The organism is Variovorax sp. KBW07 (genome assembly GCF_003852515.1).
Lineage (GTDB): Bacteria > Pseudomonadota > Gammaproteobacteria > Burkholderiales > Burkholderiaceae_C > Variovorax.
This window is the reverse complement of record NZ_QAJK01000188.1, coordinates 1-24,499: the sequence shown is the minus strand read 5'-3', so window position 1 is coordinate 24,499 and position 24,499 is coordinate 1. Positions and strand designations below refer to the sequence as shown.

Below are 24,499 nucleotides of genomic sequence, written 5' to 3'. Positions count from 1 at the left end.
ATCAGGCGCGGGTGCTAATTCTGGGCAAAGAATCGGTTGGTCGGGCGCGGCAGGCCGAGGTTCTCGCGCAGCGTACGACCTTCGTATTCACGCCTGAAGATGCCGCGGCGCTGCAGCTCGGGCACCACCTTGTCGACGAAGGCATCGAGCCCGCCGGGCAGCCACGGGAACATGATGTTGAAGCCATCGCAGCCTTCGCTGTCGAGCCACTCCTGCATCTCGTCGGCAATGCTTTGCGGCGTGCCGACGAAGGCCAGCCCGCCGTAGCCGCCGAGCCGCTGGGCCAGCTGGCGCACCGTGAGGTTCTCGCTGCGCGCCAGCTCGACCACGCGGGCACGTCCGCTCTGGCTGGCGTTGGTCTCGGGCACTTCGGGCAGCGGGCCGTCGGGGTCGAACTTAGAGGCATCGTGGCCCAGCGCGATCGACAGCGAGGCAATGGCGCTGTCGTAGTGCACCAGGCTGTCGAGCTTTGCGCGAATGGCGCGTGCCTCTTCGAGCGTGTCGGCCACCACCACGAAGGCGGCCGGCAATATCTTCAGGTGGTCGGGCTCCCGCCCGATCGCGCGCATGCGCCCCTTGATGTCGGCATACAGGCTGCGCGCCGCGGCCAGCGTGCCCGGCGCGGCGAACACGGCCTCGGCCGTTTCCGCCGCGAGCTGCCGCCCCGCCTCCGAGGCGCCGGCCTGCACGATCAGCGGCCAGCCCTGCACCGGCCGTGCAATGTGCAGCGGGCCGCGCACCGACAGGTGCTTGCCCTTGTGGTTCAGCACGTGCAGCTTGGCGGGGTCGAAGAAACGGCCGCTTTCGGCATCGCGCTCGAAGGCATCGTCGGCCCAGCTGTCCCACAGGCCCGTTACCACGTCGTAGAACTCGCGGGCGCGGGCATAGCGCTCGTCGTGTTCCATGTGGTCGTCGCGGCCGAAGTTCAGCGCCGCGTCGGGATTGGAGGTGGTCACGATGTTCCAGCCCGCGCGCCCTTCGCTCAGGTGGTCGAGCGAGGCAAAGCGGCGCGCCACATGGAACGGCTCGTCGAAAGTGGTCGAGGCCGTCGCCACCAGGCCGATGTGTTGCGTGTGCTGCGCCAGCGCCGACAACAGCGTGAAGGGCTCGAAAGACGTGACCGTGTGGCTGCGCTGCAAGGCCTCGATCGGCATGTTCAGCACCGCCAGGTGGTCGGCCATGAAGAAGGCGTCGAAGCGGCCGCGCTCCAGCGTCTGCGCCAGCTGCCGGATGCGCTCGAAGTTGAAGTTGGCATCGCGCCAGGCGCCCGGGTAGCGCCACGCGCCGGTATGAATGCTGACCGGGCGCATGAACGCGCCCAGCCGCAGCTGCTTGCCGGTCGTCATTTATTTGGCCGATGCCGAAGCGGGCCAGAACACCAGCGCACGCAACTCGATGCTGCGGCGCGGCGGCGCTTCGGGCGCACCGGTCGGGTCTTCGAATGCGGTGTGCGCGGTGAAGCGTGCGGTGCCGTCTTCGCGCGAGTCGTAGATTTTCAGCAGCAGCGCCTCGTCGGGCCGCAGCCGCGGGAACCAGTACCAGCGGTGGTTCGGGTTGTAGGTAAACGAATAGGTTTCGCCTACCTTGTCGGGGTACACAAGGTCGCTGGGCACCATATCTTCGAAGGCGATGGAACGCGCATCGCACAGCGCCAGCGGCAGCCGCTCCACCGTGGCCAGCGGCCGCCACAGGTTGACGATGGCAAAGCGCTGCTTCAGCCGTGCCTCTGCCTCTTCGGGCGGCAGGTGGTCGCGCACGCGGCGCGGCGCCGACACGAAAGTCTGGTCGTTGTGCACGCGCCGCACCGGCTCGCGCAGCTCGGCCGTGCGGCGCGAACCCTGCGCGCTGTCGCGCAGCGTGTGATCGAACACCACGATCTTCTCGGCACCCGTGATGTCGCGCAGCAAGGCCTCGGACTCGCGGTAGTAGATGTCGCGAATGGTCGCGTCGTGCGAAAAATCGGCCACCACGCTGCGGTGCGAAATCTGCGTGAAGCCGCTGCGGTCGAGCGACAACTCGTTCAGCGCCACCAGCGGGCGGCCGTCGCGAATGCTCACGCGGCGCGGCTCCAGCGTGCCGGTGACCCATGGCACGCCGGGCGGCGGCTCGAAGGTGTAGCTGACGGGCCGGCCCTCGCCCGCCTTCAGGTAATTGAGCTCTGCTTCCACCGAAGGCAGCGTTGCGGCCAGCATCTGGCCATTCGATCCGACGCTCATGCGGCGTGACTCCTCAAAACGGTTCCTTGAACGGGCGCAGGTCGAGTTCCTGCGTCCATGCGCTGCGGTGCTGCACGTGCAGCTGCCAGTAGCTTTCGGCAATGGCTTCGAGCTGCAGCAGGCCGTCGTCGCCGGCCTGTGCCACGCGCTGCGGCGCATTGCTGCGCAGGCGCTCGCCGTCGATGCCGCCATCGATCACCACGTGCGCCACATGAATGCCTTGCGGGCCGAACTCGCGCGCCAGGCTCTGGCTCAGCGAGCGCAGGCTGGCCTTGGCAGCAGCAAAGGCAGCGAACGGCGGCTTGCCGCGCAGCGCTGCCGTGGCGCCGGTGAACAGCAGGCTGCCGCGGCCCTTCGGGTCATCGACCTCGAAGGTGTTGGCCAGCAGCCCACGCAGCGCTTCACGCCCGAATACGAAGCCGCCCAGCGCGCTGGTGCGCCAGGCCTGGGTGAACTGGTCGACCGATATTTCGAGTGTCGGCGCGCGCACCGCGCTCGCGGCATTGAAGATCGCCACAGTGAGCGGCCCGAGCGCATTCACCCGCTGCGCAATGCCATGGATTTCTGCCTCGCTCGCCACGTCGCCCGCGAAGGCATGGGCACGGCCACCGGCCGCTTCGATCTCCCCGGCCACGGCCGTCAACTGCGCCGGCGTGCGGCCGGTCAGTGCCACGATGAAACCTTCCGCCGCGAAACGCCGCGCCAGCGCGGCACCGAGTCCGGCACTGGCGCCGACACCGGCAATCCATGCAACGGGCGACGGGCCCGGCGCGGAAGATGAAGAAGAAGAAACCGGGGAAGTGGCGGAGGCGGCGGTCATAGGTGAGCACGGAGGCTATACCTGCGCCCCGGGGCATGGAACGATGGAAAGGCGATAACCTTATTCGCCTGCAGGTCGGTGTGCCAGGCCGCTTGACGCGATCCACGCTTCGCGCCACGCGCGATGCCCTTCGCAATCGCGCGAACGCCCGCTACCCTATCGGCTCCCCGGACCGCTCGAACAACAAAGCACAGCAGTTGCATTCCAGGAGAAGTAACCGATGGCCCTCGCCCGAACGATTCACGCCGACCTGTTGCGCGTGTTTCTGCTGACCCTGGTGTCGCTCTTCGCCATTCCGGCGGCGACACTGGTGTTCACCGAATACGCGCTGCGCTCGCAAGACGCTGCCTTTCTCCAGTCGGTCGAAAAGCGCATTGCCGCCGACACCCGCCTCTCGGCCGCCGACAAGGCCGAGGCCACGGCCTTCTACCGCAGCCACCCGCTGTCCAAGGCCTGCGACGCCACCGCGCCGGAAGACAAGAACTTCCACGACAAGGTCTGCAGCCCCTACTCGATGCAGTGGCAGTTCCACTGGGCCGACCGCGCCGCCATCTGGACCATCGTGCTCGGCGCGGCGCTGCTTGCGGCCGCATTGGTGCTGGGCGCGCTGGCCTTTGCCAACCGCGGCTTGCGCTACGCCAGCTTCGTTGCGGGCTGGCGCCTGATGACGGTGTCGAGCGCGGTCGAGGTCGTGTTGCAGAGCGCGATGATCGTGTGGCTGTCGTTCTGGCTCACGGCGTATTTCTGGCAGAGCTACTACGTCAAGCTGATCGCCATCGCGGGCATTGCTGCAGCAGCAGCCGTGTTCTACGCCATCTACACGCTGTTCAAGAAGCTGCCCTCGGGCAACGAGATCGATGGCGAGCTGATTGGCCAGGCCGATGCGCCGCGCCTGTGGGAGCGCATCCGCCAACTGGCCGGCCGCGTGCAGACCGCGCCGCCCGACCAGATCGTGGCCGGCATCGACACCAATTTCTTCGTGACCGAGGCGCCCTGCGAAGTGCGCGGACAAACGCTGCACGGCCGCACGCTGTTCGTGAGCATTCCGCTGTTGCGCGTGCTCGACCAGACCGAGGCCGACGCGGTGCTGGCACACGAGCTGGCCCACCTGGGTGGCGGCGACACGCGCAGCAGCGCGGCACTCGGGCCCAAGCTGCTGCAGTTCGACCAGTACACCTGGAAGATGCGCGGCGCCGGCCTGACCATCGTGGCGCACTACCTGCTGCGCCTGTACCGCATGATCTTCGCCTTCGCCCTTGCGCGCGACAGCCGCGAGCGCGAATACAAGGCCGACCGCGTGGCCGCGGGCCTCACGGCGCCGAGCGCCATCGTGCAGTCACTGATCAAGATTTCCGCCTACGCCAGCTACCGCAACGACGTCGAAGAAAAGCTGTTTGCGCAGAACCGCCAGCACGACGGCGCACTCGGCATCGCCGGCTTCGTGGCCGCTGGGCTGCCGCCGTACGCGGGTTCCGATGCCTTCATCGAGGCCATGAAAACCGCCGGCGTGCCGCATCCCTACGACAGCCACCCGCCGCTGCTGGAGCGCATGCGCAACGTCGGACACCACGTGCCCGAAAGCGACTACGGCGCCATCGTCGCCACGGCGCCCCAAGCTTCGTGGGCCGACTTCATCGAGACCGCCGGCGCCATCGAGCAACGCATGTGGAGCGACTACGAACAGCGCTTCGTGCAGAACCACGAACTCAGCCTGGCCTACCGCTACGAACCCGCGACCGAAGAAGAGCGCGCCGTAGTTCTGCGGCACTTTCCGCCGATCAGCTTTGCGCTGAAGAACGGCAACCGCATCGACATCAGCTACGCCGGCCTGCACCCGAGCGCCGAAGGCGCGGCGCAAATTCCGTGGGACGAGGTCAAGGGCCTCACCTACAAGGACAGCAGCTTCGGCGACACGCTGATCGTGACGCACCACGACAAGGGGCTGATCGGCGCGCGCACCACCAAGGTCAAGCTGGGCCTGGGCAAGCAGAAGGAACACTTCAAGGCCGCGGTCGGCCACTACTGGCAACGGCACCAGGTCATGCGGGCGCAGCAGCAACAGCAGCGGAAAGAGCAAGCGCTGGAGTCATCCACCGCGCACCAGTGACAGCGCAGCCACACCGGGCTGACCGTCAATACAGCGTCGACCGCTGCCGCGCCGGCAATTCGCGGTCGTACGTTTCCCCGTCGAACGCCGCCTGCGTCAGCGCCGACAGAATCGCGCCTGGCGTGGGCACCGTGCGCTTCGCATCCGCAGGCAGCGGCGCCCACAGGTTCGAGCGCTGGATCGCGCGGGCGCACTGGAAGAACACGGTCTCGACCTTGATCTCGATCACGCACTGCGGCTGCTTGCCTTCCATTGCAAGGCGCGCCATCAGTTCGGGCTCGACGGTGATGCGCGCCCTGCCGTTCACGCGCAGCGTTTCGCCCACACCGGGAATCAGGAACAGCAGCGCCACGCGCGGGTCGGCCACGATGTTGCGCAGGCTGTCGATGCGGTTGTTGCCGCGCCGCTCGGGCATCAGCAGCGTCTTCTCGTCCTGCACGACCACGAAGCCCGGCGGATCACCGCGCGGCGAAGCGTCCAGTCCGTCGGGCCCGAGGGTGGCGAGCACCGCGAAGGGCGACGCGGCAATCAGCGCCTGGTAGCTCGGGTGCAGGTACGGCACCTCCTTCTTGAGCGAGGCTTCGCCGGCCACGCCGAACAGGGCTTCGAGCTGGGCGATGGTTTCTATGGCATGGAGCGTCGTGGTCATCGCGGCGGTTCCTGGCTGGGTATGTGCGGTTGCGTGTGAAAGAAGATTGGCCGAACAACTGGTGGCGATTGTTCTTCAACCCGCCGAGCGCGCCGCTTCGGTCGCAGGCGATGGCGAATTCCAGCCGCAGGCCAGCGCCGACAGCGCGAGCAGCAGCGCGGTGACGCCGTAGATCCACGGCGGCGATGCAATCGGCAGCAGCAGCCCCGCAAGCAGTGGTCCGGCACCCGCGCCGATGTCGCGCCACGTCGAGCGCGCGGCCAGCGCCTGCACGCGCTCCGGCCCCGGCGTGCGCCTGGCCACGATGGGCGAGAGCAGCGGCAGTTGCAGTGCGCGCAGCACCACGATCAGCGCCGCGCAACTCCACAGCCACCCAAGGCCGAAGCCCACCAGCGCAATCGCGGTCACGAATGAAAGACCCACCAGCAGGCGCTCGGCGCCGAAACGTTCCGCCATGTGGCCGCCGGCCGGGCTCAGCAGAATTTCCGCGAGGTAGCGCAGGCCCATCAGCACGCCGGCCATGATCACCGCGCCGCCGGGCATCAAGCCCTTGCCCAGGTACGACAGGCCGACGATGAACAGCCCGTCGAGCGCCAGCCCTTCCATGAACGACCAGGCATCGAGGCTGTTGGGCCGCTGGAAACGCCGCGCCGGCTTGCCGACCGCATGCGGCGCCGATGGCAGCCGCCGCGCCACGAACCACGCCAGCAGCGAGAACACGGCAAGGATCGCGAAGATGATGCGCGGCCCATGCCAGTGCGCCAGCAACGCGCCCAGCGGCAGCGCCAGCACCGGCCCCATCGCGATGAAGGCGCGCGAACGCCCGTTGCGCCGCGCGGCCCCCATCGGGTCCGCCGTGGCCAGCGCCTGCGTCGACAGGTTGAGCGCCGCAAAGCACAGCCCCCACGTCAGCCGCAGCGGCAGCAGCGCCCAGAAGCCCGACAACGTGGCGTAGCCGATGCCGCACACCGCGGCCGCCAGCACCGCGATGCTGCAGGTCAGGCGGTCGCCGTTGCGTGCGTAGAAGCGCGCCACGAAACCGTAGCCGGCAATGCGCACCAGGCGGTTGGCCGCCAGCAGCATGCCGGCCTCGGCCAGCGTCACGCCGAACTGGCTCGCGTACATCGGCAGCAGCAGGTACAGCACGACGTCGGCGGGCAGGGAAAGACCGAGCGCCATCGCCGCGTGGCGTGAGTTCTGGTCCGTAACGGAGGGGGTGGGAGTGGGCTGGGAGGAAGGCATCGAGACCGCATGGTGCACTGCGGCAACACGCGCCGACAAACGACATTAACGCCCCGCATGCGTGAGAATATTGCACACATGCCGCTTCGTGAACCGCCCCTCAACGCCGTGCGCGCCTTTGCCGCCGCGGCCCGCCACCTGAGCTTCACGCGCGCGGCGCAGGAGCTTCATGTAACCCACAGCGCCGTCAGCCGGCAGATAAAAAGCCTCGAAGCTTTCCTGGGCGTGTCGCTGTTCGAGCGCCGCATCCGGCAGGTCGCGCTGACCGCCGAGGGCCAGCAGTTCTTTGCCGAAGTGGCGCCCGCGCTCGCGCAGATCGCCTCGGCGGCGCGGGCCTTGCAGGCCCAGGGGCCGGCGCGCGCGGTGCGGATCAACGTGCGCCCTTCTTTCGCGGTGCGCTGGCTCATTCCGCGCCTGCCTTCGTTCGTCGAGCGCTACCCCGACATCGAGCCGCAGGTCGTCACCAGCACCGTCATGCCCGAGCAGGCGCTCGACAGCTTCGACATCGCCGTGCGCCGGGGCCTCGACGGCTGGCCGCCATCGATCAAGGTCCGGCCCTTTCTTGAAGACGAAGTGCTGGTGGTGGGCGCACCGGCGCTGTTCAAGGCGCATCCGCTCACCGACCTGCGCTCGCTCGCCTCGCACGTGCTGCTGTCCGCGAAGACGCGCAAGGAAGACTGGGACGCATGGAAGAAACAGGTCGGAGCGCCGCGCTTGCGGCCGGCCGGGCGGCTGCAGTTCGACCACCTGCACTTCGTGCTGCAGGCAGCGGTCGATGGGCTGGGCATCGCGCTGGCGCCGACCTCGCTGGTGGCACACGATTTAGCCTCGGGCCGGCTGCAATCGCCATTGCCCACGTCGCGCATGGCGTTGGATCGCTACTACTACGGCCTGGCGCCTGATGCAGTGCCGGAGGCGCAGTACGTGGCGGAGTGGTTCGAGGACATGCTGGTTGCGGGTGCTTGATGCCTACCTCGGGCCCGAAGCACACGTTATTTGCTACGCCGCATCTTTCGGCATGCCGTCAGCACCAAACTCCACACCGCGCTCTTCCAGCTTCGCGCGCGCTGCGTGGTGCACGACACCGCGTTTGCGCGTATCGGACTCCAGCAGCCTGCGCAACGTGGCCAGGCTGACATTGGCATTGCGCACCACCTCCACTCGCACGCCCCAGAATTTGTCATTCGCGAAACGATCCAGGATCTCTGCGTCCGCATCCGGGTTCATCGCGGCCATGGCGCGGATGGCTTGATTCGGGTCCGTCAAGAAGGGCTCGAGCTCGATTGCATTGGCTGCACCACTGGCCGCAACGTAGCGAAGCTCCTCCGCCTTTTTCTGTTCAGCTGTCTTTTTAACCATTGCGTTCTCAAAGAGATGAAACGCATCGAGCTTCGCATACGCCATGGCCTATGCATATGAATACCGCGACCTGCCACGCATAAAATGCGAGGGTCGGGAGCACTCTCTCTACGGCACGCTGGAGGCCTCCAATGACTACGATCGCCGAGAACACAGGTCTCGTCACGCTCATCAACGTATTCACGGTCGAGCCATCGAATCAACAGGCATTGCTCGACATACTCGCGCGCGCCACGGAGACATCCGTTCGTGACGTGCCGGGGTTCATCTCGGCAGCACTTCATCGAAGCGTCGATGGAACGAAGGTCACGATGTACGCGCAGTGGAAGAGCGCGGAGCACTACCAGCACTATCAATCGATGCGCGCGGACCCAGATGCGTCACCCTACGTGGAACAGGTGCTCGCCATCGCCAGGTTCGACCCCGGGATGTATGACGTGGCCAAGGTCTTCACCGGGCCATCCAGGCCTGCACGCTGATGCATTCATCTCTTTCAGCGAGGGGAACGTGCAACATCTGGCGTCGCTCGCCCTTCATGTGATCCGTCAACCCTCGGAGTGCCATTCATGCCCAGCGAACTCACGCCAGTAAAGCCGGTTGCTCTCCCTGCGCAGTCCGCCATCGCCACTGTCTATGAATCAACGAATCTCGCAGACGCGTTTGCGATTCAACTTCCCTTTGGCACCTCCAGCGATCCAGATGTCCTGTGGCGGTTTCTGATCGAGCACCAGCCATCGTGGATCGGATGGCTCACCAACGTCCGGGATGCAATCGTTGCATCCTTTGGGCTGAAGACCGCCAAGCACCTCGCGACGCTCTCCAGCGAAGCCAGCGTTGATCGCATCGGCATCTTCAAGGTCTACGGCAAAAGCGAAACCGAGATCGTGCTCGGCGAAGACGACAAGCATCTTGATTTCAGGCTGTCGGTGCTCCACACGCCCACCCTGTCTCCCACACTCGGCGGCCAACTGACGGTCTCGACCGTCGTCCACTGCCACAACCTACTGGGCCAAGCCTACCTGTTGGTTATCGCTCCTTTTCATCGCCAGGTTGTGAAAGCCAGCCTTCGACGCGCGGCACATATCGGGTGGCCGAAGGCAGCCGCAAGATAGAGGCATGCGAGGTGCGCTCCAATGCGGCTGAGGCAGGTCAACGCACTGTGAATTCGCTCACGGTATCAGAGCCCGAAAACTTCGAGTCCGCGTACTTGGTGGTGAGCATCAGTCCGTACTGAGCAAGGTACACATTGGTGAACTTTGCCTCGGCCCCTGATTCCGACGTGCCGTCACAGCTAAACCAGATGGCACCGCCCTGGATCTTTGGATGAAGTTCCGATGCGGAGCCCAGCCTGTCGGTCAGGCAGGTGAATTTTGACCAGCGGAAGTTGAACTCCTGGAGAGGAAAGCCGTTCCCGAAATCTATGAGCAGTTTGCTTCCCGGCGCCAACTTCGCGACATTGAACTTGAACGGCTTCACTTCCTTCACGACGGAAGTGAACTGCGTCATCTTCGAGTCGGTCGATGCGTTCTCCTTCTTGAGGTTCAGGACACCCATGAAGGTCAACTCGAAACTACGGTTCGCCAGAAATCCGTTGTTCTCGACCGTGCGGATATGCTGGAAGAAACCATTGCCCAAAGGCCTGTAGCTGGCTTGTGGCGTTGTGACCGAGTCTTCGGTCGCTCCAATGTTCCGATATCGATGGTTGAACTTGAACGTGATTTCTTTAAAATCAGTTGGCCCGGGAGCACCGACTTCCTTCAGACTTTGAACGAATGACGGGCGGAGCGCTTGCAGTGTGTAATTCTTTGCCAAGAAGGCATCGGGATTCCCATTCGCCTCTTTCACATCAGTTGGCTGCAACGCGCAACCTGCCAGAGCGGCAAGTGCCGCGACTGCAATAAGTTTGACCGCAACGCCAGCTACGGTGCGCGCTTTCTCATCTCTAAGGAATCCCACTGTCGCCCTCCCTCTTGCAAGTGTTGAAAGTTGTATCTTAGCTGGAGGGCTGGGCCTTGAAGGGCTAGTGAAAGTCGTTCAAATTGCAGCCGGGGTTGCCTCGGGCTTGAAGGACGACGTACGGTCGCAATGCCATCGCGAGGGAGTCGAGAGCGGTCCTTCGCATTGCGGTGACGTAGCCATTGAAGCCACCATCATTCAAGACGGGTGGCGCCCGATTGATTGCTCTTATGAACCCTCGGGCCAATTGTGGTGGAGGTATTCCAATCGATTTTGAACGTCGTCGGTTATCTCAAGCCAGTGCCGCACGTTCCCATGGACCAACGCCCTGTGGAGGCGATACGCATTTGCTCGCAAGACCTCAGCAGTAGAAGCGGTTCCTTCGGTAGTCACGTCGTCATCACTTGGTTGGTCGAACTCAAACGTGAGGCATTCAAACTCGGAAACGACAATGCTGTAGCGGTGTTCGTCTATGTCTAACCCCAGCCCCGACAACTTGTTCGCGAATTGAGTTTGCGACTCACAGCCAGAGCATTCTCCGTAGGCAAAGTGCCGGTTATTCATAGATGCGCTCTCCACTTCCACCCCCGTACCTTGTCAACATGAGCCGACCCGCGGTTGCCGCCAGTCGACTTTCATCGGGCGAGCAACCGACGCGAAGGGACTCAAAGCGGTCGCCTCTACTCTCTACTACTTGCGCGCCTGGAAGAGCGAGTCGTATGCAGAAGCGGCGAAACCGGTGACGCCTCGGCCGTTCACAAACAGCTGTGGCACACCGTTGTTGCCGCCCAATTGCGCGTAGGCCATTTTTCCGCCCGCGGTATCGATGTCGATCTCCCGATAGTTGATCTGCTTGGCGGCCAGATAGGCCTTCGCCTGGCGACAGTACGCGCACCACTTGGCGGAGAAAAGCACTGTGTCCCGAGGGATCGGTGCGGTAGCCCGAGAGTCAGCAGACTTTCGCAGTTGCTCGATGTACGCGAGCGTTTCTGCAGACAACGGACTGGCCGGCAGGTTCTTGAACGTCAGGGTCTTGGAGTCGCGCACCTGAGGAGGTGGAACGTCGCTGTAGATCGTTCTTCCGTCGGGCCCCGTCGACTTGTAGAGCGTTGTCGTTGTAGCGGCAGGCCCTTCAGCAGCGGAGATAGCACCCGCAAAGATGAGTGCAAATAAAGGGAGAAGCCGCATCTGGATTGCCTGGAGTGTGGTCAGCGCAAAGAATAGCATCGGCTTTGAAAGGGGAGACTTTTTTGCGATGCCTGCTTGCCATACGCTGCTCATTGAGCGGCTTCAAGCGCGGCGATGTACGGCAGGACTCGAGGGTGGGCCTGAACCCATTGCTCGCCCAGAAACGTCGATACGGAACCCGAGCCGATGACGCTCCCGATCGACCCGAACTTCGACGCGGCCTGCAGCAAGTGGTGCGCCTCATTCATGACGTTTTCGCTTTCAACCGACTTCGGTTCGCCAGCTTCGATGCCCCACTCCTTCTGAATCGCTGCGATGAGCTTGCCGGCGGCGGCTTGAAGAGGTGTACGTGAACGAGTCATAGGCGATTGATGAACATCGTCAAACGCGGTGCGCTCGACTTGAGACACTGACTGAATTCTTGTCGGGGTCCTTGACGTTGGCGAAGGCATATCCGTTCGCCGTGTGAATCGTACCGAACTTGAGCCCCCTCGCCGCCGCCTCGGCAACGAAGACCTCGACGTCCCGCACATGAAAGCTCAGCTTCACCCCGACCTGGCCCAGCTTTACCGACTTGGCGGCCTGATGGATGAGTATTCCCGCACCGGCATTCGGCGCCTTCAGCTCTATGAGCCCCTCGCGGACTTCACCGGTCGTGACGAAGCCGAAATGTTCGGCGTAGAAATCTGCCGATCTCTTCATGTCGCGAGCGTAGATGATGATGGTGCCGAGCGATGCTTCCATGGCAGTGAACTTTCAGGGGCGGCTCAACGTTTCGAGCAGGTGAACGATGGCTCTTGAGCGGTGCCGTCGAGCCCAGGCCCTGCCACTGTAGCCGGCCGCCTTGCCCGAGCCCAATTCTGAACCCTGATCCGCACTGCGCGGGCCACGGCCGCTACAGTTCCCTCATGACCGACACAACCCCGCTCCCTCCAGACCTTCAAGCCGCCATGCGTGCACGAGACGAAGCCTTCTACGCCGTCAATTCAGCGCAGTGGGGCAAGTACACCGCGAGCGACTTCACGACTGTGCAGCAGAACGGCCAGTTCATGTCGCGGGCCGAACGAATCGGCAACCTTCAGACGCAGAAGCAGCAGCCCCATGTGTCTCGCGAACGCGAGCAACACGAACAGCAGGGCGACCTTGTCGTCACTCGTTTTTTCAGCGGCGGACTGTGGGTGATGGAAGTCTGGAAGCGCATCGACGGTGCATGGGCCACCGTGATGACGCAAGCCACTACGGCGATCGTCACCAAGCCCTGACCCAGCATTCATGGAATCCGAGCCGATGCGCCTCTCCCTCGTCACTCTTCTGACCGCCATCCTGCTTTCAGGATGCGCCACCCCCGTCTCCACCACCTCTCCAAGCGCCGCGATCGCCCCCTCGACCGCCACTGCACCAGAGGTCGTCCCGGGTGCCAGCCTTCTTGGTGCCTGGTTCTATGTCGAAGACAGGCGCTGCCTGGAGCGCTACGAGTTCACCAGGCAGGGCGTCTTCCACAGCGCAAGTGGCCAGGAGCGCCTGAAGGGCAGCTACGTGGCCGAAGACCTTCCGGGCGAACCTCCGGTGATTCGGGTCACTCGAACAGTCGAAGAGAGCAACCGCAAGGACGATTGCTCCGGCCCGACCACGGACACGAAGGGGCAGAAGAACGTGCGGTACGTCCTGGTGGCCGCCGACAGGGCGAGCATCCGGGTGTGCGTCAGCGCCGATGGCAAGGGGTGCTTCGGTCCGCTCACGCGAAAGCTGCCGCCGACGCCTTGGCTGAGCTACGGCGCCAGGGTGGACGCGGTCGTCAAGCCGTACATCGTCTACCCCAAGGAATTGCTGGCGGCCCCATCGCTCCGATCCAATCCGTCCACGGAGGTCGAGGTGCAAAGCCGGCCAGACGGCAAGGTCGTCGGCTTCAAGATGATCGCTTCCAGCGGAACGAAGTCCTGGGACGACACGGTCATGCGGGCCATGAAGCAGGTCGACACCCTGCCTGCGGACTCCCAGGGGAAGGTGCCTCCCGTCATGACGATCGGGTTTCAGCCTCACCCCTGAGCCGGTTCTTCGGCACAAGAAGCGGGGGCGATGACGGGCCCGGCCGGCGAATTGCTGTCAGGTCCGTAAACGGCCAGCGCGCGGCGGCGCCGGCTCGCAAGATGGGGTTTTCCATCCCGGCCTCTTCGCCTCTTCCTTCGCATGTCCGCCGCCCTCCCCCGTCCCTTCCTGAATCTCGCGTGGTCCAACCTCGCGGCGCAGTCCGCCGAGCAACTGAGCCTCGCGGCCGTGCCGCTGGTGGCGGTGCTGGCGCTCGGCGCCGGACCGGGCGAGATCGGTTTCCTGGCCGCCATCCAGACGCTGCCCTTCCTGCTGGTCTCGATGCCGATGGGCCTGCTCGCGGACCGCATGTCGCGGCGGCGCCTGATGGTGTGGTGCGAGGCCTTGCGGGCGGTGTCGCTGCTGGTGCTTCTGGCGATGGTGCTGGCATCGAGCCTGAGCATCGGATGGCTGGCAGCGCTCGGTTTCCTGGGTGCGGTCGGCACGGTGGGGTTCAGCGTGGCGGCGCCCGCGTTGGTGCCGTCGCTGGTGCCGCGCGACGCGCTGGCGGCGGCCAACGGCCGGCTGGAGCTGGCGCGCAGCGCGGCCTTCACCGCCGGCCCCGCGCTCGCAGGCGCGCTGGTCGCCTGGGCCGGCGCGCCGGCCGCGTTCGTGCTGGCCGCGCTGCTGTCGGTCTCGGCCGTGGGCCTGCTGCTGAAGCTGGTCGAAGCGCCGCGCGTCCACGCATCGCGCCGCCATCCGCTGCTCGACGTGCGCGATGGCGCGCGCTTTGTCTGGCAGCACGCGCTGCTGCGCCCGATGCTGCAGACGGGCGCGGTCTTCAACATCTCGTGGTTCGTGCTGCAGGCGGGCTACGTGCCTTACGCGGTGCGCGTGCTGGGCTTGGGCGCGCAGGCGGTCGGCTTCACGCTGGCCATGTATGGCGCGGGCATGGTGGCTGGCGCGCTGCTGACTTCGCGTGTCGTGGCGCACATGCCCTTCGGCCGCGCGATCCAGGTCGGGCCCGCGGTGGCGGTCGTGGCGGCTGCGGCAATGGCGGCAACGCTCGTGGTGCCGATGGCGTCGCTGGCCGCGCTGTCGTTCTTCCTGTTCGGCGCCGGGCCGATGGTCTGGACCATCACTTCCACCACGCTGCGCCAGAGCGTGACCGATGCTGCAATGCTGGGCCGCGTGTCGGCCGTGTTCCTCACGATCAACGCAGGCGCACGGCCCATCGGTGCCGCGCTGGGCGGCGTGGTCGGCGCCGCGTGGGGCGAGCCGGCCTGCCTGCTGCTGGCGCTGGCGGGCTTCGTGTTGCAGGCCGCGATCATCTTCGCCTCGCGCATCGCCGGCCTGCAGCGCTTGCCGGCAGCGGCGGGCTGACGGACTGACAAGCCGACGAACTGCTCAGGCCGCGCGGTTTCGCACTTGCCGCGCCGAGGCCGGCTCGAGGAACAGCTGGCGGAAGTATTCGCGAAACGCGGTCATAGCCGGTGAGAACTCCACCCCCTGTTTCCACCCCAGGCCGATGTTCATGGTCGGCACCGCGTCGCGCAGGTTGATGGTCTCGATGCGCTTGCCTTCCAGCGACCAGGGCCGGTACACCATGTCCGACAGCACAGTCACGCCCAGCCCGTTGGCCACCGTGCTGCGCACCGCTTCCACCGAGCTGGTGCGCAGCCTTATGCGCGGCTGGTGCGGCGTCTTGCTCCAGTACTTCAGCGCCGTGGCCGCGGCTTCGTCGACCGTGAGCATGATGTAGGGCTCGGCCGCCACGTCGGCCAGCGTGACCTCGGCCTTCTCGAGCAGCGGATGCTTGGCGGGCACCCACAGCCGGCGTTGCGAGCCGAAGAAGGTTTCGAGCGACAGTTCGCGCAGCACCACGTTCGACGTGAGCACCACGCCCATGTCGTAGCTCTGGGTGATCAGGCCTTCCTCGATGGCTTCGCGCGCTACCTCGTGCACCTTCACCGTCACCTGCGGATGCAGTTGCTCGAAGCGCTGCAGGTGGTGCGGCAGAAAGTAGCCCAGCACGGTGTAGCTCGCGGCAATGGTCAGCGAGCCCTCGACGTTGGCGCCCTCGTGCGGCATGCGGATGGCTTCGTCGGCGGCCGATAGCACTGCATAGGCGTGGCTCAGGAAACGCCGCCCCGCCTTCGTCAGTTCCACGCCATGCGGATGCCGTTCGAACAGCTGCTGCCCCATCATTTCTTCCAGCTCGCGAATGGCGGTGGTGACGGCCGACTGCGAGATGTTGAGCTGCAGCGCCGCGTGCGAAATGCGGCCCACCTCGGCCACCGCGGAGAAGTACTTGAGCTGGCGAAGGGTCAGGGACATGGGCGCCTTCCTTTGGTGCGGAACGAGGTATTGCCGGATGCGCGCCGGGCCCTCCTCATTAGGTGGAAACCCGATATCGCTAAACCGCGTCCCTCCAGAGTAGCGCCCATTTCGCGGCATTGCAGCATCTGTTTTTCAGATACCGAGCTGTTCGAAAACAATGCTTTCCAGTCCTGCGGCCGCTCACTAATCTTCGCCCTGTCCTGCATTGCCTCTTCCGGCGATGCCAACGAAAGTACAAAGGCTGCGAGACGTGAAGAAGACGCTGATCGATCTGAATTCCGACATGGGCGAAGGCTTCGGCCCCTGGACCATCGGCGATGGTGTCGACGAGCAGCTGATGCCGCTGATCAGCTCGGCCAACATCGCCACCGGCTTCCATGCGGGCGACCCGAACATCATGCGCAAGATGGTGCTGCTGGCCCGCCAACACGGCGTGGGCATCGGCGCGCACCCGGGCTTTCGCGACCTCGTGGGTTTCGGTCGCCGCCACATCAACGCACCGGCCGACGAGCTGGTGAACGACATGGTCTACCAGCTCGGCGCGCTGCGCGAATTTGCCCGGCTGGCCGGCATGACGCTGCAGCACATCAAGCCGCACGGCGCGCTCTACATGCATGCGGCGCGCGACGAGGCACTGTCGCGCGCGCTGGTCGCGGCGCTGCAGCAGATCGAACCCACGCTGCGCCTGTTCTGCATGGAAGCGTCCGTCACGTACCAGGTGGCGCGCGAGCTGGGCCAGCCGGTGGTGCGCGAGTTCTATGCCGATCGCGACTACGACCTGAGCGGCGCCATCGTCTTCACGCGGCGCGTCGGTGCGCTGGAGCCCGACGCCGTGGCCGCCAAGGTGGTGCGTGCCTGCACCGAAGGGCTGGTGCGCACGGTCGAAGGCAAGGATGTTGCTATCGGCTTCGACTCGGTCTGCATCCACAGCGACACGCCCGGTGCGCTCGCGCTGGTGCAGGCCACGCGGCGTGCGCTGGCCGCGCACGGCATCCAGGTTGCCGGCCTTGCGGCGCAGGCCTGACCGCGTTCTATTTCCCGTTTGGTTCTTGTTGTTCCAGGAGTGCATCGATGTCCGCTACCCATGAAGTCCTGAGCCCGCTGCCGGGCACCTTCTACCGCCGCTCGGCGCCCGACGCGCCGCCCTTCAAGGCCGAAGGCGACACGGTGGCCGTGGGCGACGTGCTGGGCCTGGTCGAGGTGATGAAGCAGTTCAGCGAGGTCACGGCCGACGCGGCCGGCCGCCTGCAGCGCTTTGCCGTCGAGAACGGCGAGCCGGTCGATCCGGGCCAGTTGCTGGCCGTCATTGAAACGGCGTGAGACAGGTGCCCATGAACGCTGCATTCGACAAACTGCTGATCGCCAACCGCGGCGAGATTGCCGTGCGCATCGTCCGCGCCGCGAAAGAACTGGGCCTGAAGACGGTCGCCGTCTACAGCGACGCCGACGCGCAGAGCCTGGCCGTGCAGATGGCCGACGAGGCCGTGCGCATCGGCCCGGCGCATGCCACCAAGAGCTACCTGAGCGTCGACGCGATCCTGCAGGCAGCCGCCGACAGCGGTGCCGGCGCGGTGCATCCGGGCTACGGCTTTCTTTCCGAGAATGCCGACTTCGCCGAACGCGTCGAGGCCGCTGGCCTGGTGTTCGTCGGCCCCACGCCGCACGCCATCCGCACCATGGGCGACAAGGCCGCCGCGCGTGCCGCCGCCATGAAGGCCGGCGTGCCCACTGTGCCCGGCAGCGCCGGCGTGGTCACCGACCCGGACACGGCCATCGAGGTGGCAAAGGACATCGGCTACCCGATCATGATCAAGGCCTCGGCCGGTGGTGGCGGGCGCGGCATTCGCGTGGCGCAGGACGAAGCCGAGCTGCGCCAGCAGTTCGCCACCGCCACCGCGGAAGCGCAGGCGGCTTTCGGCAACGGCGAGGTGTACCTCGAACGCTTCATCCGCCAGGCGCGCCACATCGAGGTGCAGATTCTTGGCGACGGGCAGCGCGTGGTGCACTGCTTCGAGCGCGAATGCTCATTGCAGCGCCGCCGCCAGAAGGTCTGGGAAGAAGCGCCTTCGGCCGCCATCAGCGAGGCCACGCGCGCCGCGCTGTGCGAATCGGCACTGCGGCTGGCCAACGCCGTGGCCTATCGCGGCGCCGGCACGCTCGAATACCTGTACGACGACGACACGCGCGAGTTTTTCTTCATCGAGATGAACACGCGCATCCAGGTCGAGCACCCCATCACCGAAATGATCACCGGCGTCGATCTGGTGAAGGAAATGCTGCGCATCGCGCTGGGCCAGCCGCTGCGCCTGAAGCAGGAAGACATCCGCCTGACCGGCGCCGCCATCGAGGTGCGCATCAACGCCGAGAACGCCGCGAAGAACTTCATGCCGAGTCCGGGGCTGGTGTCGCAGCTGGTGGTGCCGGGCGGCCCCGGCGTGCGCTTCGACACCATGCTGTTCCCCGGCTACACCGTGCCGGCCTACTACGACTCGCTGCTGGGCAAGCTGATCGTGCACGACACCGACCGCGCAAGCGCACTGGCCCGCATGCGCCGCGCGCTGGGCGAGCTGAAGGTGGAAGGCATCCACACCACGATTGCGCTGCACCGCGCGCTCTGCGACGACGCCGACGTGGCAAAGGCCGCGTTCCACACCGGCTTTCTCGAAACCTGGCTGGCGGCGAATCCGCTGGCCGATGCCACCGCTCCTCTTGTGAAGGTGCCCGCATGAGCGCCGCGCCGGGCCGCCCCAAGCAAGCTCGCACCGCAGTGCGAAGCACGGAGGTTTTCTGATGTCTGCAACCACCCTTCCCGCCCAGGCCCGCTACAGCTTCGGTGGCGACGAGCACCTGTTCGTCGAGATCAGCGAAGAGATGTCGCTGCCCGCCTTCTTCAAGGGCATGGCCATCTGCAACGAACTGCGCCGCCGCGCCCTGCCCGGGGTCACAGAAATCTGCCCCGCCAATGCCGCGTACCTGGTGCGCTTCGACCCCGATGCCATCGCGCCCGACGCGCTGCTCGCCACGCTGAAGGAAATCGAAGCCGGCCTGGGCGAAGCCGACCTGCAGCTGCAGACGCGCATCATCGAAATCCCGGTGCTCTACAACGACCCGTGGACGCACGAAACGCTGATGCGTTTTCGCGAGCGGCACCAGGACCCGGCCAGCACCGACATCGAATACGCCGCGCGCATCAACGGCCATGCCTCGGTCGACGCCTTCATCGAGGCGCATTCGTCCGCCCCCTGGTTCGTGTCGATGGTGGGTTTCGTGGCTGGCCTTCCCTTCCTGTTTCAGATGGTCGGGCGCGAGCGGCAGATCCAGGTGCCCAAGTACCTGAGCCCGCGCACCGACACGCCCAAGCTCACGCTGGGCCACGGCGGCTGCTTCAGCTGCATCTACTCGGTGCGCGGTGCGGGCGGCTACCAGATGTTCGGCGTCACGCCCGCGCCGATCTTCGATCCGGCGCAGCGGCTGTCGTACCTGAAGGACCTGATGGTGTTCTTCCAGCCCGGCGACATCGTGAAGTGGAAACCCATCGACCGCGCCGAGTACGACCGCCAGATCGCGCAGGTGGAAGACGGCAGCTACACGCTGCGCATTGCGCCGGTGTCGTTCTCGCTCAAGGAATTCCTGGCCAACCCCGATGGCTACAACCAACAACTGCTGAAAGTGCTCCATGGCGATTGAAGTGCTCAAGCCCGGCCTGGCGACCAGCGTGCAGGACGCGGGCCGCCCCGGCTACTACAACCTCGGCATTCCGCTGTCGGGCGCGCTCGACCAGCAGAGCCTGGTGCTGGCCAACCTGCTGGTGGGCAACGACGAAGGCGCGGCCGTCATCGAAAGCACGCTGCTCGGGCCCGAGCTGCAGTTTGACGCCCCCGCGCTGGTGGCGGTAACGGGTGCCGAAGCCAAGGTCAAGCTGAACGGCAACGAAGTGCCGCGCAACGAATCTTTCGCGGTGCGGGCGGGCGACACGCTGGCCTTCGATTTCATGAAGCTGGGCGCGCGCATGTGCATTGCCGTGGCGGGCGGCATCGACGTGCCGGTGGTGCTGGGCAGCCGCTCGACCTACGGGCTGGGCGCCTTCGGCGGCTTCAACGGCCGCAAGCTGCTGGCCGGCGACAAACTGCCTGTGGGCACGCCATCCGCCAAGGCCAGGCCGGGCCGCACGGTCGACGCCGCGCTGCTGCCGGTGCTGGGCAAGGAAGTGGCGCTGCGCGTGCTGCCGGGCATCTACTTTCATCGCCTGCAGGATGTCTCGGTGCAGAGCTTCTTCGCCGACACCTGGAGCGTGGGCTCCGAGGCCGACCGCATCGGCTACCGCTACAAGAACGGCACGCCGCTGAAGTTTCTCGACCGCAAACCGCCCTTCGGCGCGGGCGACGACCCGTCGAACATCGTCGATGCGGGCTACCCGTACGGATCGATCCAGGTGCCGGGTGGGCGCGAGCCGATCATCCTGCACCGCGACGCGGTGTCGGGCGGCGGCTACGCCATGGTCGGCACGGTGATCAGCGCCGACATGGACCTCATCGCGCAGATGCAGCCCAACCACAAGGCGCGCTTCGTCGAGGTCGACATGGCCCAGGCGCTGCAGGCGCGCGCCGAACGGCGACGACGGATCGACCGCCTGCGCGCGGCGCTCGCGGCCTGAGCCGCGGCACCCTTTTTCTCCCCTCTTTTTTCACCGCTGACCCCAAGGAGTTCTTCATGAACAGCTCGCCCCTGCGCGTTTCATTGATCGCCGCTTCGCTTGCCGCCACCGGCCTGCTGTGGCACGGCGCGGCCTCGGCCGCCGACTGGTTTCCGTACAAGGCGGAGGCCACCGAGCCGGCTTTCTCGGCCGAAGGAAAGAAGTCGCCCATCGACTACAAGCCGCTCGCCAAGGCGTCGAAGAAGTGGGACATCTGCGTGTCGTTCCCGCACATGAAAGATGCCTATTGGCTGGGCGTGGACTACGGCGTGATCGAAGAAGCGCGCCGCCAGGGCGTGAAGCTGCAGGTGGCCGACGCGGGCGGCTACACCAACCTGGCCAAGCAGGTCTCGCAGATCGAAGACTGCGTGGCGCGGGGTGCCAACGCGGTGATCATCGGCGCGATTTCGGGCGATGGCCTCAACAACGTCATCAAGGCCACGGCCGCCAAGAAGGTGCCGGTGATCGACCTGGTGAACGGCATCAGCTCGCCCGACCTGTCGGCCAAGTCGCTGGTGTCGTTCTACACGATGGGCCAGTCGACCGGCGAGTACCTGGCGAAGAAGCACCCGGCCGGCTCGCCGCCCGTCAAGGTGGGCTGGTTCCCCGGCCCGGCCGGCGCGGGCTGGGTCGAGGCCGCGCACAAGGGCTTCATGGAGGCCATCAAGGGCAGCGCCGTGGTGGTGCTCGATCCGAAGTACGGCGACACCGGCAAGGAAGCGCAGGCCAAGCTGGTCGAAGACGTGCTGCAGGGCAACCCCGACCTGGCCTATGTGGCCGGCACCGCGGTCACGGCCGAAGCCGCCACCGGCATCCTGCGTTCGCGCAACCTCGACAAGAAGGTGCAGGTGCTGTCGTTCTACATGACGCCGGGCGTCTACGAGGGCATCCAGAAGGGCCGCATCGTCGCGTCGCCGGCCGATTCGATGGTCATCCAGGGCCGCATCGCGGTCGACCAGGCGGTGCGCCTGCTCGAGAACAAGGACGTCGTGAAGCACGTCGGCCCGAAGATCTTCGTGGTCGACAGCAGCAACATCAAGAACGTGAAGCTGGACGACATCCTGCCGCCGCCGGGCTTCAAGCCGGTGTTCGAGGTCAAGTAAGCGCCCTGCCCGCCATGTCCTCTGTGTCCTCTGCCCTGTTGTTGTTGAAGACCGTCGGCCTCAGCAAGCGCTACCCGGGCGTGCTGGCGCTCGATGCGATGGATTTCGAGCTGCGCGCCGGCGAGGTGCACGTGCTGTTCGGCGAGAACGGGGCCGGCAAGTCGACGCTGATCTCGCTGCTGGCCGGCGCCAACACGCCTTCGGCCGGCGAGATCCGCATGCATGGCGAACGGGTCAGGTTCTCGAACGTACACGACGCCCGGCGCCACGGCATCAGCGCGGTGTTCCAGGAGTTCTCGCTGATTCCCACGCTGTCGGTGGCACAGAACCTGAGCCTGGGCGAAGAGCCGTGCAAGGGCGGCCTGCTCGACCGCGCGGCGGTGCGCGAGCGGGCCCGCGCGATGCTGGCCGACCTGGGTTTCGAGATCGACGGCGGCGCCCCGGTCTCGGGCCTCACGCGGGCCCAGCAGCAGATGGTGGAAATTGCCAAGGGCCTGCGCGGCGACGTGTCGGTGCTGATCCTCGACGAGCCCACCGCTTCGCTGACCGACACCGAAACGCAGCGCCTGTTCGAACTGGTGGCACGGCTCAAGGCGCGCGGCGTGGGCATCGTCTACATCTCGCACCGCATGCAGGAAATTGCGCAGATTGCCGACCGCATCACGGTGCTGCGCGATGGCCGCAAGGTCACGACCGTCGAAGCCCGTGCAACCAGCGCCGACCGGCTGATCGAGCTGATGAGCGGCCGCGCCATCGAGCAGATCTACCCGCGCATCGCCCACAACCCCGGCGAGGTGGTGCTGCAGGTCGAAGGACTCAGCTCACCCAGCGGCGTGCGCCAGGCAAGCCTTGCGGTGCGGCGCGGCGAAGTGGTCGGGCTGGCGGGGCTGGTCGGCTGCGGCAAGTCGGAGCTGTTCCGCGCCATCTACGGGCTCGACCCGGTGAGCGAGGGGCAGGTGCTGTTCAAGGGCCAGCCGCGCACCGGCGCCAGGGTACGGCAACTGCTCGACGAGGGCCTGTTCTACCTGCCGCCGGACCGCAAGGGCGAAGGGCTGGTGCTGGGCTTCAGCTCGCGCGCCAACATCACGCTGCCGCTGGTGGGCGGTCCGTTGCGCGGGCACGGCGGCTGGCTGCGCAAGCGGCTGGGGCGGCGTCTTTCCACGGCGGCGGCCGAGCGCGTGGAGCTGGCGCCGCGCAACCTCGATCGGCCGGTGGCGCTGCTGTCGGGCGGCAACCAGCAGAAGGTGCTGTTCGGCAAGGGCATGACGCGCGACGCCGCGCTCTATGTGTTCGACGAGCCCACGGTGGGCGTCGACATCGGCACCCGCAGCGCGCTGTACCAGCTGATCCAGAAGCTCTGCGAAGGCGGCGCGGCGGTGGTCGTGATCTCGTCCGACCTGCCCGAGGTGCTGCACCTGAGCCACCGCGTCTACGTGATGTGCCGCGGCCAGATCGCCGGCGAACTGCAGGGCGACGCCATCAATGAAACCCGTGTGCTCAACCTGTTTTTCGGTTCCAGCGAAAGAAAGCAATGACCCCGTCTTCCTCCACCACCACCGTGGCCGCCAGCGCCACCGAGGCGCCCGCCCCGGGCCTTGCGGGCCGCCTGCTCGGCATGCTGCGCAGCCTGTTCCTGCGGCTGGGCGTGCTGCCCTTCATGCTGGTGATTGCCTTCATCGTATTCAGCACGCTCTCGGACCAGTTCCTCACGGTGCAGAACCTGGTGAACCTGCTGCGCCAGTCGGTCTACCTGATCCTGGTGTCGATGGGCCAGATGCTGGCGCTGGTGACAGGCGGCTTCGACCTGTCCGTCGGCACGGTGATGGCGATCACGTCGGTGGTCTCGGCGTTGGCGATGCAGAGTTTCGGCGCCGCATTGCCCGACGCGACGTGGGTGGTGGTGATCGCCGGCTGCGCCTGCGGCCTGCTCGCGGGACTGACGGTGGGTTTGATCAACGGCATCGGCGTGGCCTTCGTCGGCGTCTCGCCCTTCATCGTGACGCTGGGCGTGCAGTCCATCGGCTTCGGCTTTGCGCTGTACCTGACGGGCGGCGTGCCAGTGTCGGGCATTCCCGGCGAATTCAGCGAGCTGTTCGGCTTCGGCACGTTGCTGGGAGTGCCGATACCGATCCTGGTGACGGCGGTGTGCGTGGCGGGCATGGGCGTGCTCATGGCGCGCATGCCGACGGGCACGCACCTGCTGGCGGTGGGCGGCAATGCAAAGGCAGCGGCGCTGTCGGGCATCGACACGCGGCGCGTGTTGCTGATGGCCTACCTGTTGTGCGCGGGGCTGGCGGCTGTGAGCGGCCTGTTGTTGACGGCGCGCGTGGAAACGGGGGAAGCCAACCTGGGCGGCACGGTGGCGCTGGAGTCGATTGCGGCCTGTGTGATCGCGGGGGTGAGCCTGCGCGGCGGCATCGGCCGGGTTCCGAACGTGGTGATGGGCGCAATCTTCATCGGGCTTGTGCAGAACGGAATGAACCTGGCCAGTGTCGGGTCGTATCTGCAGATGGTGGTGCTGGGTGCGTTGCTGATCGTGGCCGTGGTCGCGGACCAGGTTCGTCATCGCATGGTCGCACCGGGCGGTCATTGAGTCGCATCCGACTCTGTTCTCGTGAGCGGCTTGTTCAGGGCGAGTGCGACTGACACCGGGTACTCCCCTCCGCGAATGTCCCCCGCTTCGCTCCTCCTTTATTTCGCTGCGGGGAGCACCCGATGCCATTCTCACATGGACACGCTCTGAGTGCTTCGCTGATCAACCAGTGCTCTGAACTCGCTCACGCTGGCGGTGTGCTCTGCGC

General features: G+C 65.9%; 26 protein-coding genes. 15 read left to right on the top strand and 11 right to left on the bottom strand.

The genetic code is table 11. The features are described 5' to 3' along the window. Positions 1-14: 14 nt before the first annotated feature. From DBV14_RS30495 to DBV14_RS30485, 3 genes are read right to left on the bottom strand one after another with little or no spacing between them, the layout of a single operon-like run. Positions 15-1,346 carry an LLM class flavin-dependent oxidoreductase gene (locus tag DBV14_RS30495; protein WP_124465231.1) on the bottom strand — a complete coding sequence of 444 codons (1,332 nt, stop codon included), beginning with the start codon at positions 1,344-1,346 and terminating at the stop codon, positions 15-17. Further along, complete coding sequence (locus DBV14_RS30490) at positions 1,347-2,216, bottom strand: CmcJ/NvfI family oxidoreductase (protein ID WP_124465229.1); 870 nt, start codon at positions 2,214-2,216, stop codon at positions 1,347-1,349. It lies immediately after the preceding gene. A 13-nt stretch (positions 2,217-2,229) separates the two neighbouring features. After that, entirely contained in the window at positions 2,230-3,036 is an 807-nt protein-coding gene (locus tag DBV14_RS30485; RefSeq protein WP_124465227.1) for an SDR family NAD(P)-dependent oxidoreductase, read from the bottom strand. A gap of 220 nt (positions 3,037-3,256) precedes the next feature. Here DBV14_RS30485 and DBV14_RS30480 point away from each other — a divergent pair, with 220 nt between their 5' ends. After that, positions 3,257-5,143, top strand: a complete 1,887-nt coding sequence (locus tag DBV14_RS30480; RefSeq protein ID WP_124465225.1) for a M48 family metallopeptidase — start codon at positions 3,257-3,259, stop codon at positions 5,141-5,143. Positions 5,144-5,168: 25 nt separating this feature from the next. Here DBV14_RS30480 and DBV14_RS30475 read toward each other — a convergent pair whose 3' ends face one another. Then, positions 5,169-5,792, bottom strand: coding sequence for a pyridoxamine 5'-phosphate oxidase family protein (locus DBV14_RS30475; protein ID WP_124465223.1), 624 nt, complete (start codon positions 5,790-5,792; stop codon positions 5,169-5,171). A gap of 75 nt (positions 5,793-5,867) precedes the next feature. Continuing rightward, entirely contained in the window at positions 5,868-7,034 is a 1,167-nt protein-coding gene (locus tag DBV14_RS30470) for an MFS transporter (RefSeq protein ID WP_124465221.1), read from the bottom strand. A gap of 78 nt (positions 7,035-7,112) precedes the next feature. Here DBV14_RS30470 and gcvA point away from each other — a divergent pair, with 78 nt between their 5' ends. Then, the gene (gene gcvA / locus DBV14_RS30465) at positions 7,113-8,000 is read left to right on the top strand and encodes a transcriptional regulator GcvA (RefSeq protein ID WP_124465219.1); all 888 of its coding nucleotides are present in this window, start codon (positions 7,113-7,115) and stop codon (positions 7,998-8,000) included. 33 nt (positions 8,001-8,033) lie between these two features. Here the strand turns inward: gcvA and DBV14_RS30460 are convergent, their stop codons facing one another. Then, on the bottom strand, positions 8,034-8,438 hold the full coding sequence (locus tag DBV14_RS30460) for a hypothetical protein (protein WP_260397282.1): 405 nt from the start codon (positions 8,436-8,438) through the stop codon (positions 8,034-8,036). A gap of 86 nt (positions 8,439-8,524) precedes the next feature. Here DBV14_RS30460 and DBV14_RS30455 point away from each other — a divergent pair, with 86 nt between their 5' ends. Both DBV14_RS30455 and DBV14_RS30450 read left to right on the top strand, forming a co-directional pair. Beyond that, on the top strand, positions 8,525-8,872 hold the full coding sequence (locus DBV14_RS30455; protein WP_124465217.1) for an antibiotic biosynthesis monooxygenase family protein: 348 nt from the start codon (positions 8,525-8,527) through the stop codon (positions 8,870-8,872). An 87-nt stretch (positions 8,873-8,959) separates the two neighbouring features. Then, a complete protein-coding gene (locus DBV14_RS30450) occupies positions 8,960-9,505 on the top strand; it encodes a DUF2867 domain-containing protein (RefSeq protein WP_124465215.1) in 546 nt (181 codons plus the stop codon). A gap of 37 nt (positions 9,506-9,542) precedes the next feature. Here the strand turns inward: DBV14_RS30450 and DBV14_RS30445 are convergent, their stop codons facing one another. The 4 genes from DBV14_RS30445 to DBV14_RS30430 form a co-directional block, all read right to left on the bottom strand. Next, complete coding sequence (locus DBV14_RS30445; RefSeq protein WP_124465213.1) at positions 9,543-10,349, bottom strand: hypothetical protein; 807 nt, start codon at positions 10,347-10,349, stop codon at positions 9,543-9,545. Between the two features lie 690 nt (positions 10,350-11,039). After that, complete coding sequence (locus DBV14_RS30440; protein WP_124465211.1) at positions 11,040-11,630, bottom strand: glutaredoxin domain-containing protein; 591 nt, start codon at positions 11,628-11,630, stop codon at positions 11,040-11,042. Further along, positions 11,627-11,947, bottom strand: coding sequence for a hypothetical protein (locus tag DBV14_RS30435; protein WP_260397281.1), 321 nt, complete (start codon positions 11,945-11,947; stop codon positions 11,627-11,629). Before DBV14_RS30435 ends, DBV14_RS30440 begins: the two co-directional genes overlap by 4 nt. Further along, the gene (locus tag DBV14_RS30430; protein WP_124465209.1) at positions 11,919-12,281 is read right to left on the bottom strand and encodes a VOC family protein; all 363 of its coding nucleotides are present in this window, start codon (positions 12,279-12,281) and stop codon (positions 11,919-11,921) included. The genes DBV14_RS30435 and DBV14_RS30430 overlap by 29 nt, the downstream gene beginning before the upstream one ends. A gap of 164 nt (positions 12,282-12,445) precedes the next feature. On the opposite strand from DBV14_RS30430, the gene DBV14_RS30425 reads away from it, so the two are divergent. The 3 genes from DBV14_RS30425 to DBV14_RS30415 all read left to right on the top strand — a co-directional run bounded on the left by DBV14_RS30425 (position 12,446) and on the right by DBV14_RS30415 (position 14,945). Beyond that, positions 12,446-12,799: a nuclear transport factor 2 family protein gene (locus DBV14_RS30425; RefSeq protein ID WP_124465207.1), complete on the top strand. Its 354-nt coding sequence runs from the start codon at positions 12,446-12,448 to the stop codon at positions 12,797-12,799. 25 nt (positions 12,800-12,824) lie between these two features. Beyond that, positions 12,825-13,583 (top strand): energy transducer TonB, encoded by a 759-nt coding sequence (locus tag DBV14_RS30420; protein ID WP_185546176.1) that lies wholly within the window; start codon positions 12,825-12,827, stop codon positions 13,581-13,583. Positions 13,584-13,724: 141 nt separating this feature from the next. After that, positions 13,725-14,945 (top strand): MFS transporter, encoded by a 1,221-nt coding sequence (locus DBV14_RS30415; RefSeq protein ID WP_124465203.1) that lies wholly within the window; start codon positions 13,725-13,727, stop codon positions 14,943-14,945. A gap of 24 nt (positions 14,946-14,969) precedes the next feature. Here the strand turns inward: DBV14_RS30415 and DBV14_RS30410 are convergent, their stop codons facing one another. Continuing rightward, positions 14,970-15,899 (bottom strand): LysR family transcriptional regulator, encoded by a 930-nt coding sequence (locus DBV14_RS30410; protein ID WP_124465201.1) that lies wholly within the window; start codon positions 15,897-15,899, stop codon positions 14,970-14,972. A gap of 223 nt (positions 15,900-16,122) precedes the next feature. Here DBV14_RS30410 and DBV14_RS30405 point away from each other — a divergent pair, with 223 nt between their 5' ends. The 8 genes from DBV14_RS30405 to DBV14_RS30370 all read left to right on the top strand — a co-directional run bounded on the left by DBV14_RS30405 (position 16,123) and on the right by DBV14_RS30370 (position 24,291). After that, positions 16,123-16,926, top strand: a complete 804-nt coding sequence (locus tag DBV14_RS30405) for a 5-oxoprolinase subunit PxpA (RefSeq protein ID WP_124465200.1) — start codon at positions 16,123-16,125, stop codon at positions 16,924-16,926. A gap of 47 nt (positions 16,927-16,973) precedes the next feature. Next, a complete protein-coding gene (locus tag DBV14_RS30400) occupies positions 16,974-17,222 on the top strand; it encodes an acetyl-CoA carboxylase (RefSeq protein WP_124465199.1) in 249 nt (82 codons plus the stop codon). An 11-nt stretch (positions 17,223-17,233) separates the two neighbouring features. After that, entirely contained in the window at positions 17,234-18,631 is a 1,398-nt protein-coding gene (locus DBV14_RS30395) for an acetyl-CoA carboxylase biotin carboxylase subunit (protein ID WP_124465197.1), read from the top strand. A gap of 61 nt (positions 18,632-18,692) precedes the next feature. Continuing rightward, positions 18,693-19,589: an allophanate hydrolase subunit 1 gene (locus tag DBV14_RS30390; RefSeq protein ID WP_124465195.1), complete on the top strand. Its 897-nt coding sequence runs from the start codon at positions 18,693-18,695 to the stop codon at positions 19,587-19,589. Beyond that, positions 19,579-20,556 carry a biotin-dependent carboxyltransferase family protein gene (locus DBV14_RS30385; protein ID WP_124465193.1) on the top strand — a complete coding sequence of 326 codons (978 nt, stop codon included), beginning with the start codon at positions 19,579-19,581 and terminating at the stop codon, positions 20,554-20,556. Before DBV14_RS30390 ends, DBV14_RS30385 begins: the two co-directional genes overlap by 11 nt. A gap of 56 nt (positions 20,557-20,612) precedes the next feature. After that, complete coding sequence (gene torT / locus DBV14_RS30380) at positions 20,613-21,698, top strand: TMAO reductase system periplasmic protein TorT (RefSeq protein WP_124465191.1); 1,086 nt, start codon at positions 20,613-20,615, stop codon at positions 21,696-21,698. A gap of 14 nt (positions 21,699-21,712) precedes the next feature. After that, complete coding sequence (locus tag DBV14_RS30375; RefSeq protein WP_124465189.1) at positions 21,713-23,233, top strand: sugar ABC transporter ATP-binding protein; 1,521 nt, start codon at positions 21,713-21,715, stop codon at positions 23,231-23,233. Further along, positions 23,230-24,291 carry an ABC transporter permease gene (locus DBV14_RS30370; protein ID WP_124465187.1) on the top strand — a complete coding sequence of 354 codons (1,062 nt, stop codon included), beginning with the start codon at positions 23,230-23,232 and terminating at the stop codon, positions 24,289-24,291. The genes DBV14_RS30375 and DBV14_RS30370 overlap by 4 nt, the downstream gene beginning before the upstream one ends. Positions 24,292-24,499 lie beyond the last annotated feature (208 nt).

What these genes read in the sequence shown, in the direction of transcription:
- DBV14_RS30490 (WP_124465229.1), bottom strand. Translation starts at nt 2,216, where the DNA reads ATGAGCGTCGGATCGAATGGCCAGATGCTGGCCGCAACGCTGCCTTCG.
- DBV14_RS30410 (WP_124465201.1), bottom strand. Translation starts at nt 15,899, where the DNA reads ATGTCCCTGACCCTTCGCCAGCTCAAGTACTTCTCCGCGGTGGCCGAG.
- gcvA (WP_124465219.1), top strand. Translation starts at nt 7,113, where the DNA reads ATGCCGCTTCGTGAACCGCCCCTCAACGCCGTGCGCGCCTTTGCCGCC.
- DBV14_RS30420 (WP_185546176.1), top strand. Translation starts at nt 12,825, where the DNA reads ATGCGCCTCTCCCTCGTCACTCTTCTGACCGCCATCCTGCTTTCAGGA.
- DBV14_RS30485 (WP_124465227.1), bottom strand. Translation starts at nt 3,036, where the DNA reads ATGACCGCCGCCTCCGCCACTTCCCCGGTTTCTTCTTCTTCATCTTCC.
- DBV14_RS30425 (WP_124465207.1), top strand. Translation starts at nt 12,446, where the DNA reads ATGACCGACACAACCCCGCTCCCTCCAGACCTTCAAGCCGCCATGCGT.
- torT (WP_124465191.1), top strand. Translation starts at nt 20,613, where the DNA reads ATGAACAGCTCGCCCCTGCGCGTTTCATTGATCGCCGCTTCGCTTGCC.
- DBV14_RS30385 (WP_124465193.1), top strand. Translation starts at nt 19,579, where the DNA reads ATGGCGATTGAAGTGCTCAAGCCCGGCCTGGCGACCAGCGTGCAGGAC.
- DBV14_RS30400 (WP_124465199.1), top strand. Translation starts at nt 16,974, where the DNA reads ATGTCCGCTACCCATGAAGTCCTGAGCCCGCTGCCGGGCACCTTCTAC.
- DBV14_RS30405 (WP_124465200.1), top strand. Translation starts at nt 16,123, where the DNA reads ATGCCAACGAAAGTACAAAGGCTGCGAGACGTGAAGAAGACGCTGATC.
- DBV14_RS30495 (WP_124465231.1), bottom strand. Translation starts at nt 1,346, where the DNA reads ATGACGACCGGCAAGCAGCTGCGGCTGGGCGCGTTCATGCGCCCGGTC.
- DBV14_RS30370 (WP_124465187.1), top strand. Translation starts at nt 23,230, where the DNA reads ATGACCCCGTCTTCCTCCACCACCACCGTGGCCGCCAGCGCCACCGAG.
- DBV14_RS30460 (WP_260397282.1), bottom strand. Translation starts at nt 8,438, where the DNA reads ATGGCGTATGCGAAGCTCGATGCGTTTCATCTCTTTGAGAACGCAATG.
- DBV14_RS30470 (WP_124465221.1), bottom strand. Translation starts at nt 7,034, where the DNA reads ATGCCTTCCTCCCAGCCCACTCCCACCCCCTCCGTTACGGACCAGAAC.
- DBV14_RS30430 (WP_124465209.1), bottom strand. Translation starts at nt 12,281, where the DNA reads ATGGAAGCATCGCTCGGCACCATCATCATCTACGCTCGCGACATGAAG.
- DBV14_RS30475 (WP_124465223.1), bottom strand. Translation starts at nt 5,792, where the DNA reads ATGACCACGACGCTCCATGCCATAGAAACCATCGCCCAGCTCGAAGCC.
- DBV14_RS30450 (WP_124465215.1), top strand. Translation starts at nt 8,960, where the DNA reads ATGCCCAGCGAACTCACGCCAGTAAAGCCGGTTGCTCTCCCTGCGCAG.
- DBV14_RS30390 (WP_124465195.1), top strand. Translation starts at nt 18,693, where the DNA reads ATGTCTGCAACCACCCTTCCCGCCCAGGCCCGCTACAGCTTCGGTGGC.
- DBV14_RS30480 (WP_124465225.1), top strand. Translation starts at nt 3,257, where the DNA reads ATGGCCCTCGCCCGAACGATTCACGCCGACCTGTTGCGCGTGTTTCTG.
- DBV14_RS30440 (WP_124465211.1), bottom strand. Translation starts at nt 11,630, where the DNA reads ATGAGCAGCGTATGGCAAGCAGGCATCGCAAAAAAGTCTCCCCTTTCA.
- DBV14_RS30395 (WP_124465197.1), top strand. Translation starts at nt 17,234, where the DNA reads ATGAACGCTGCATTCGACAAACTGCTGATCGCCAACCGCGGCGAGATT.
- DBV14_RS30415 (WP_124465203.1), top strand. Translation starts at nt 13,725, where the DNA reads ATGTCCGCCGCCCTCCCCCGTCCCTTCCTGAATCTCGCGTGGTCCAAC.
- DBV14_RS30375 (WP_124465189.1), top strand. Translation starts at nt 21,713, where the DNA reads ATGTCCTCTGTGTCCTCTGCCCTGTTGTTGTTGAAGACCGTCGGCCTC.
- DBV14_RS30455 (WP_124465217.1), top strand. Translation starts at nt 8,525, where the DNA reads ATGACTACGATCGCCGAGAACACAGGTCTCGTCACGCTCATCAACGTA.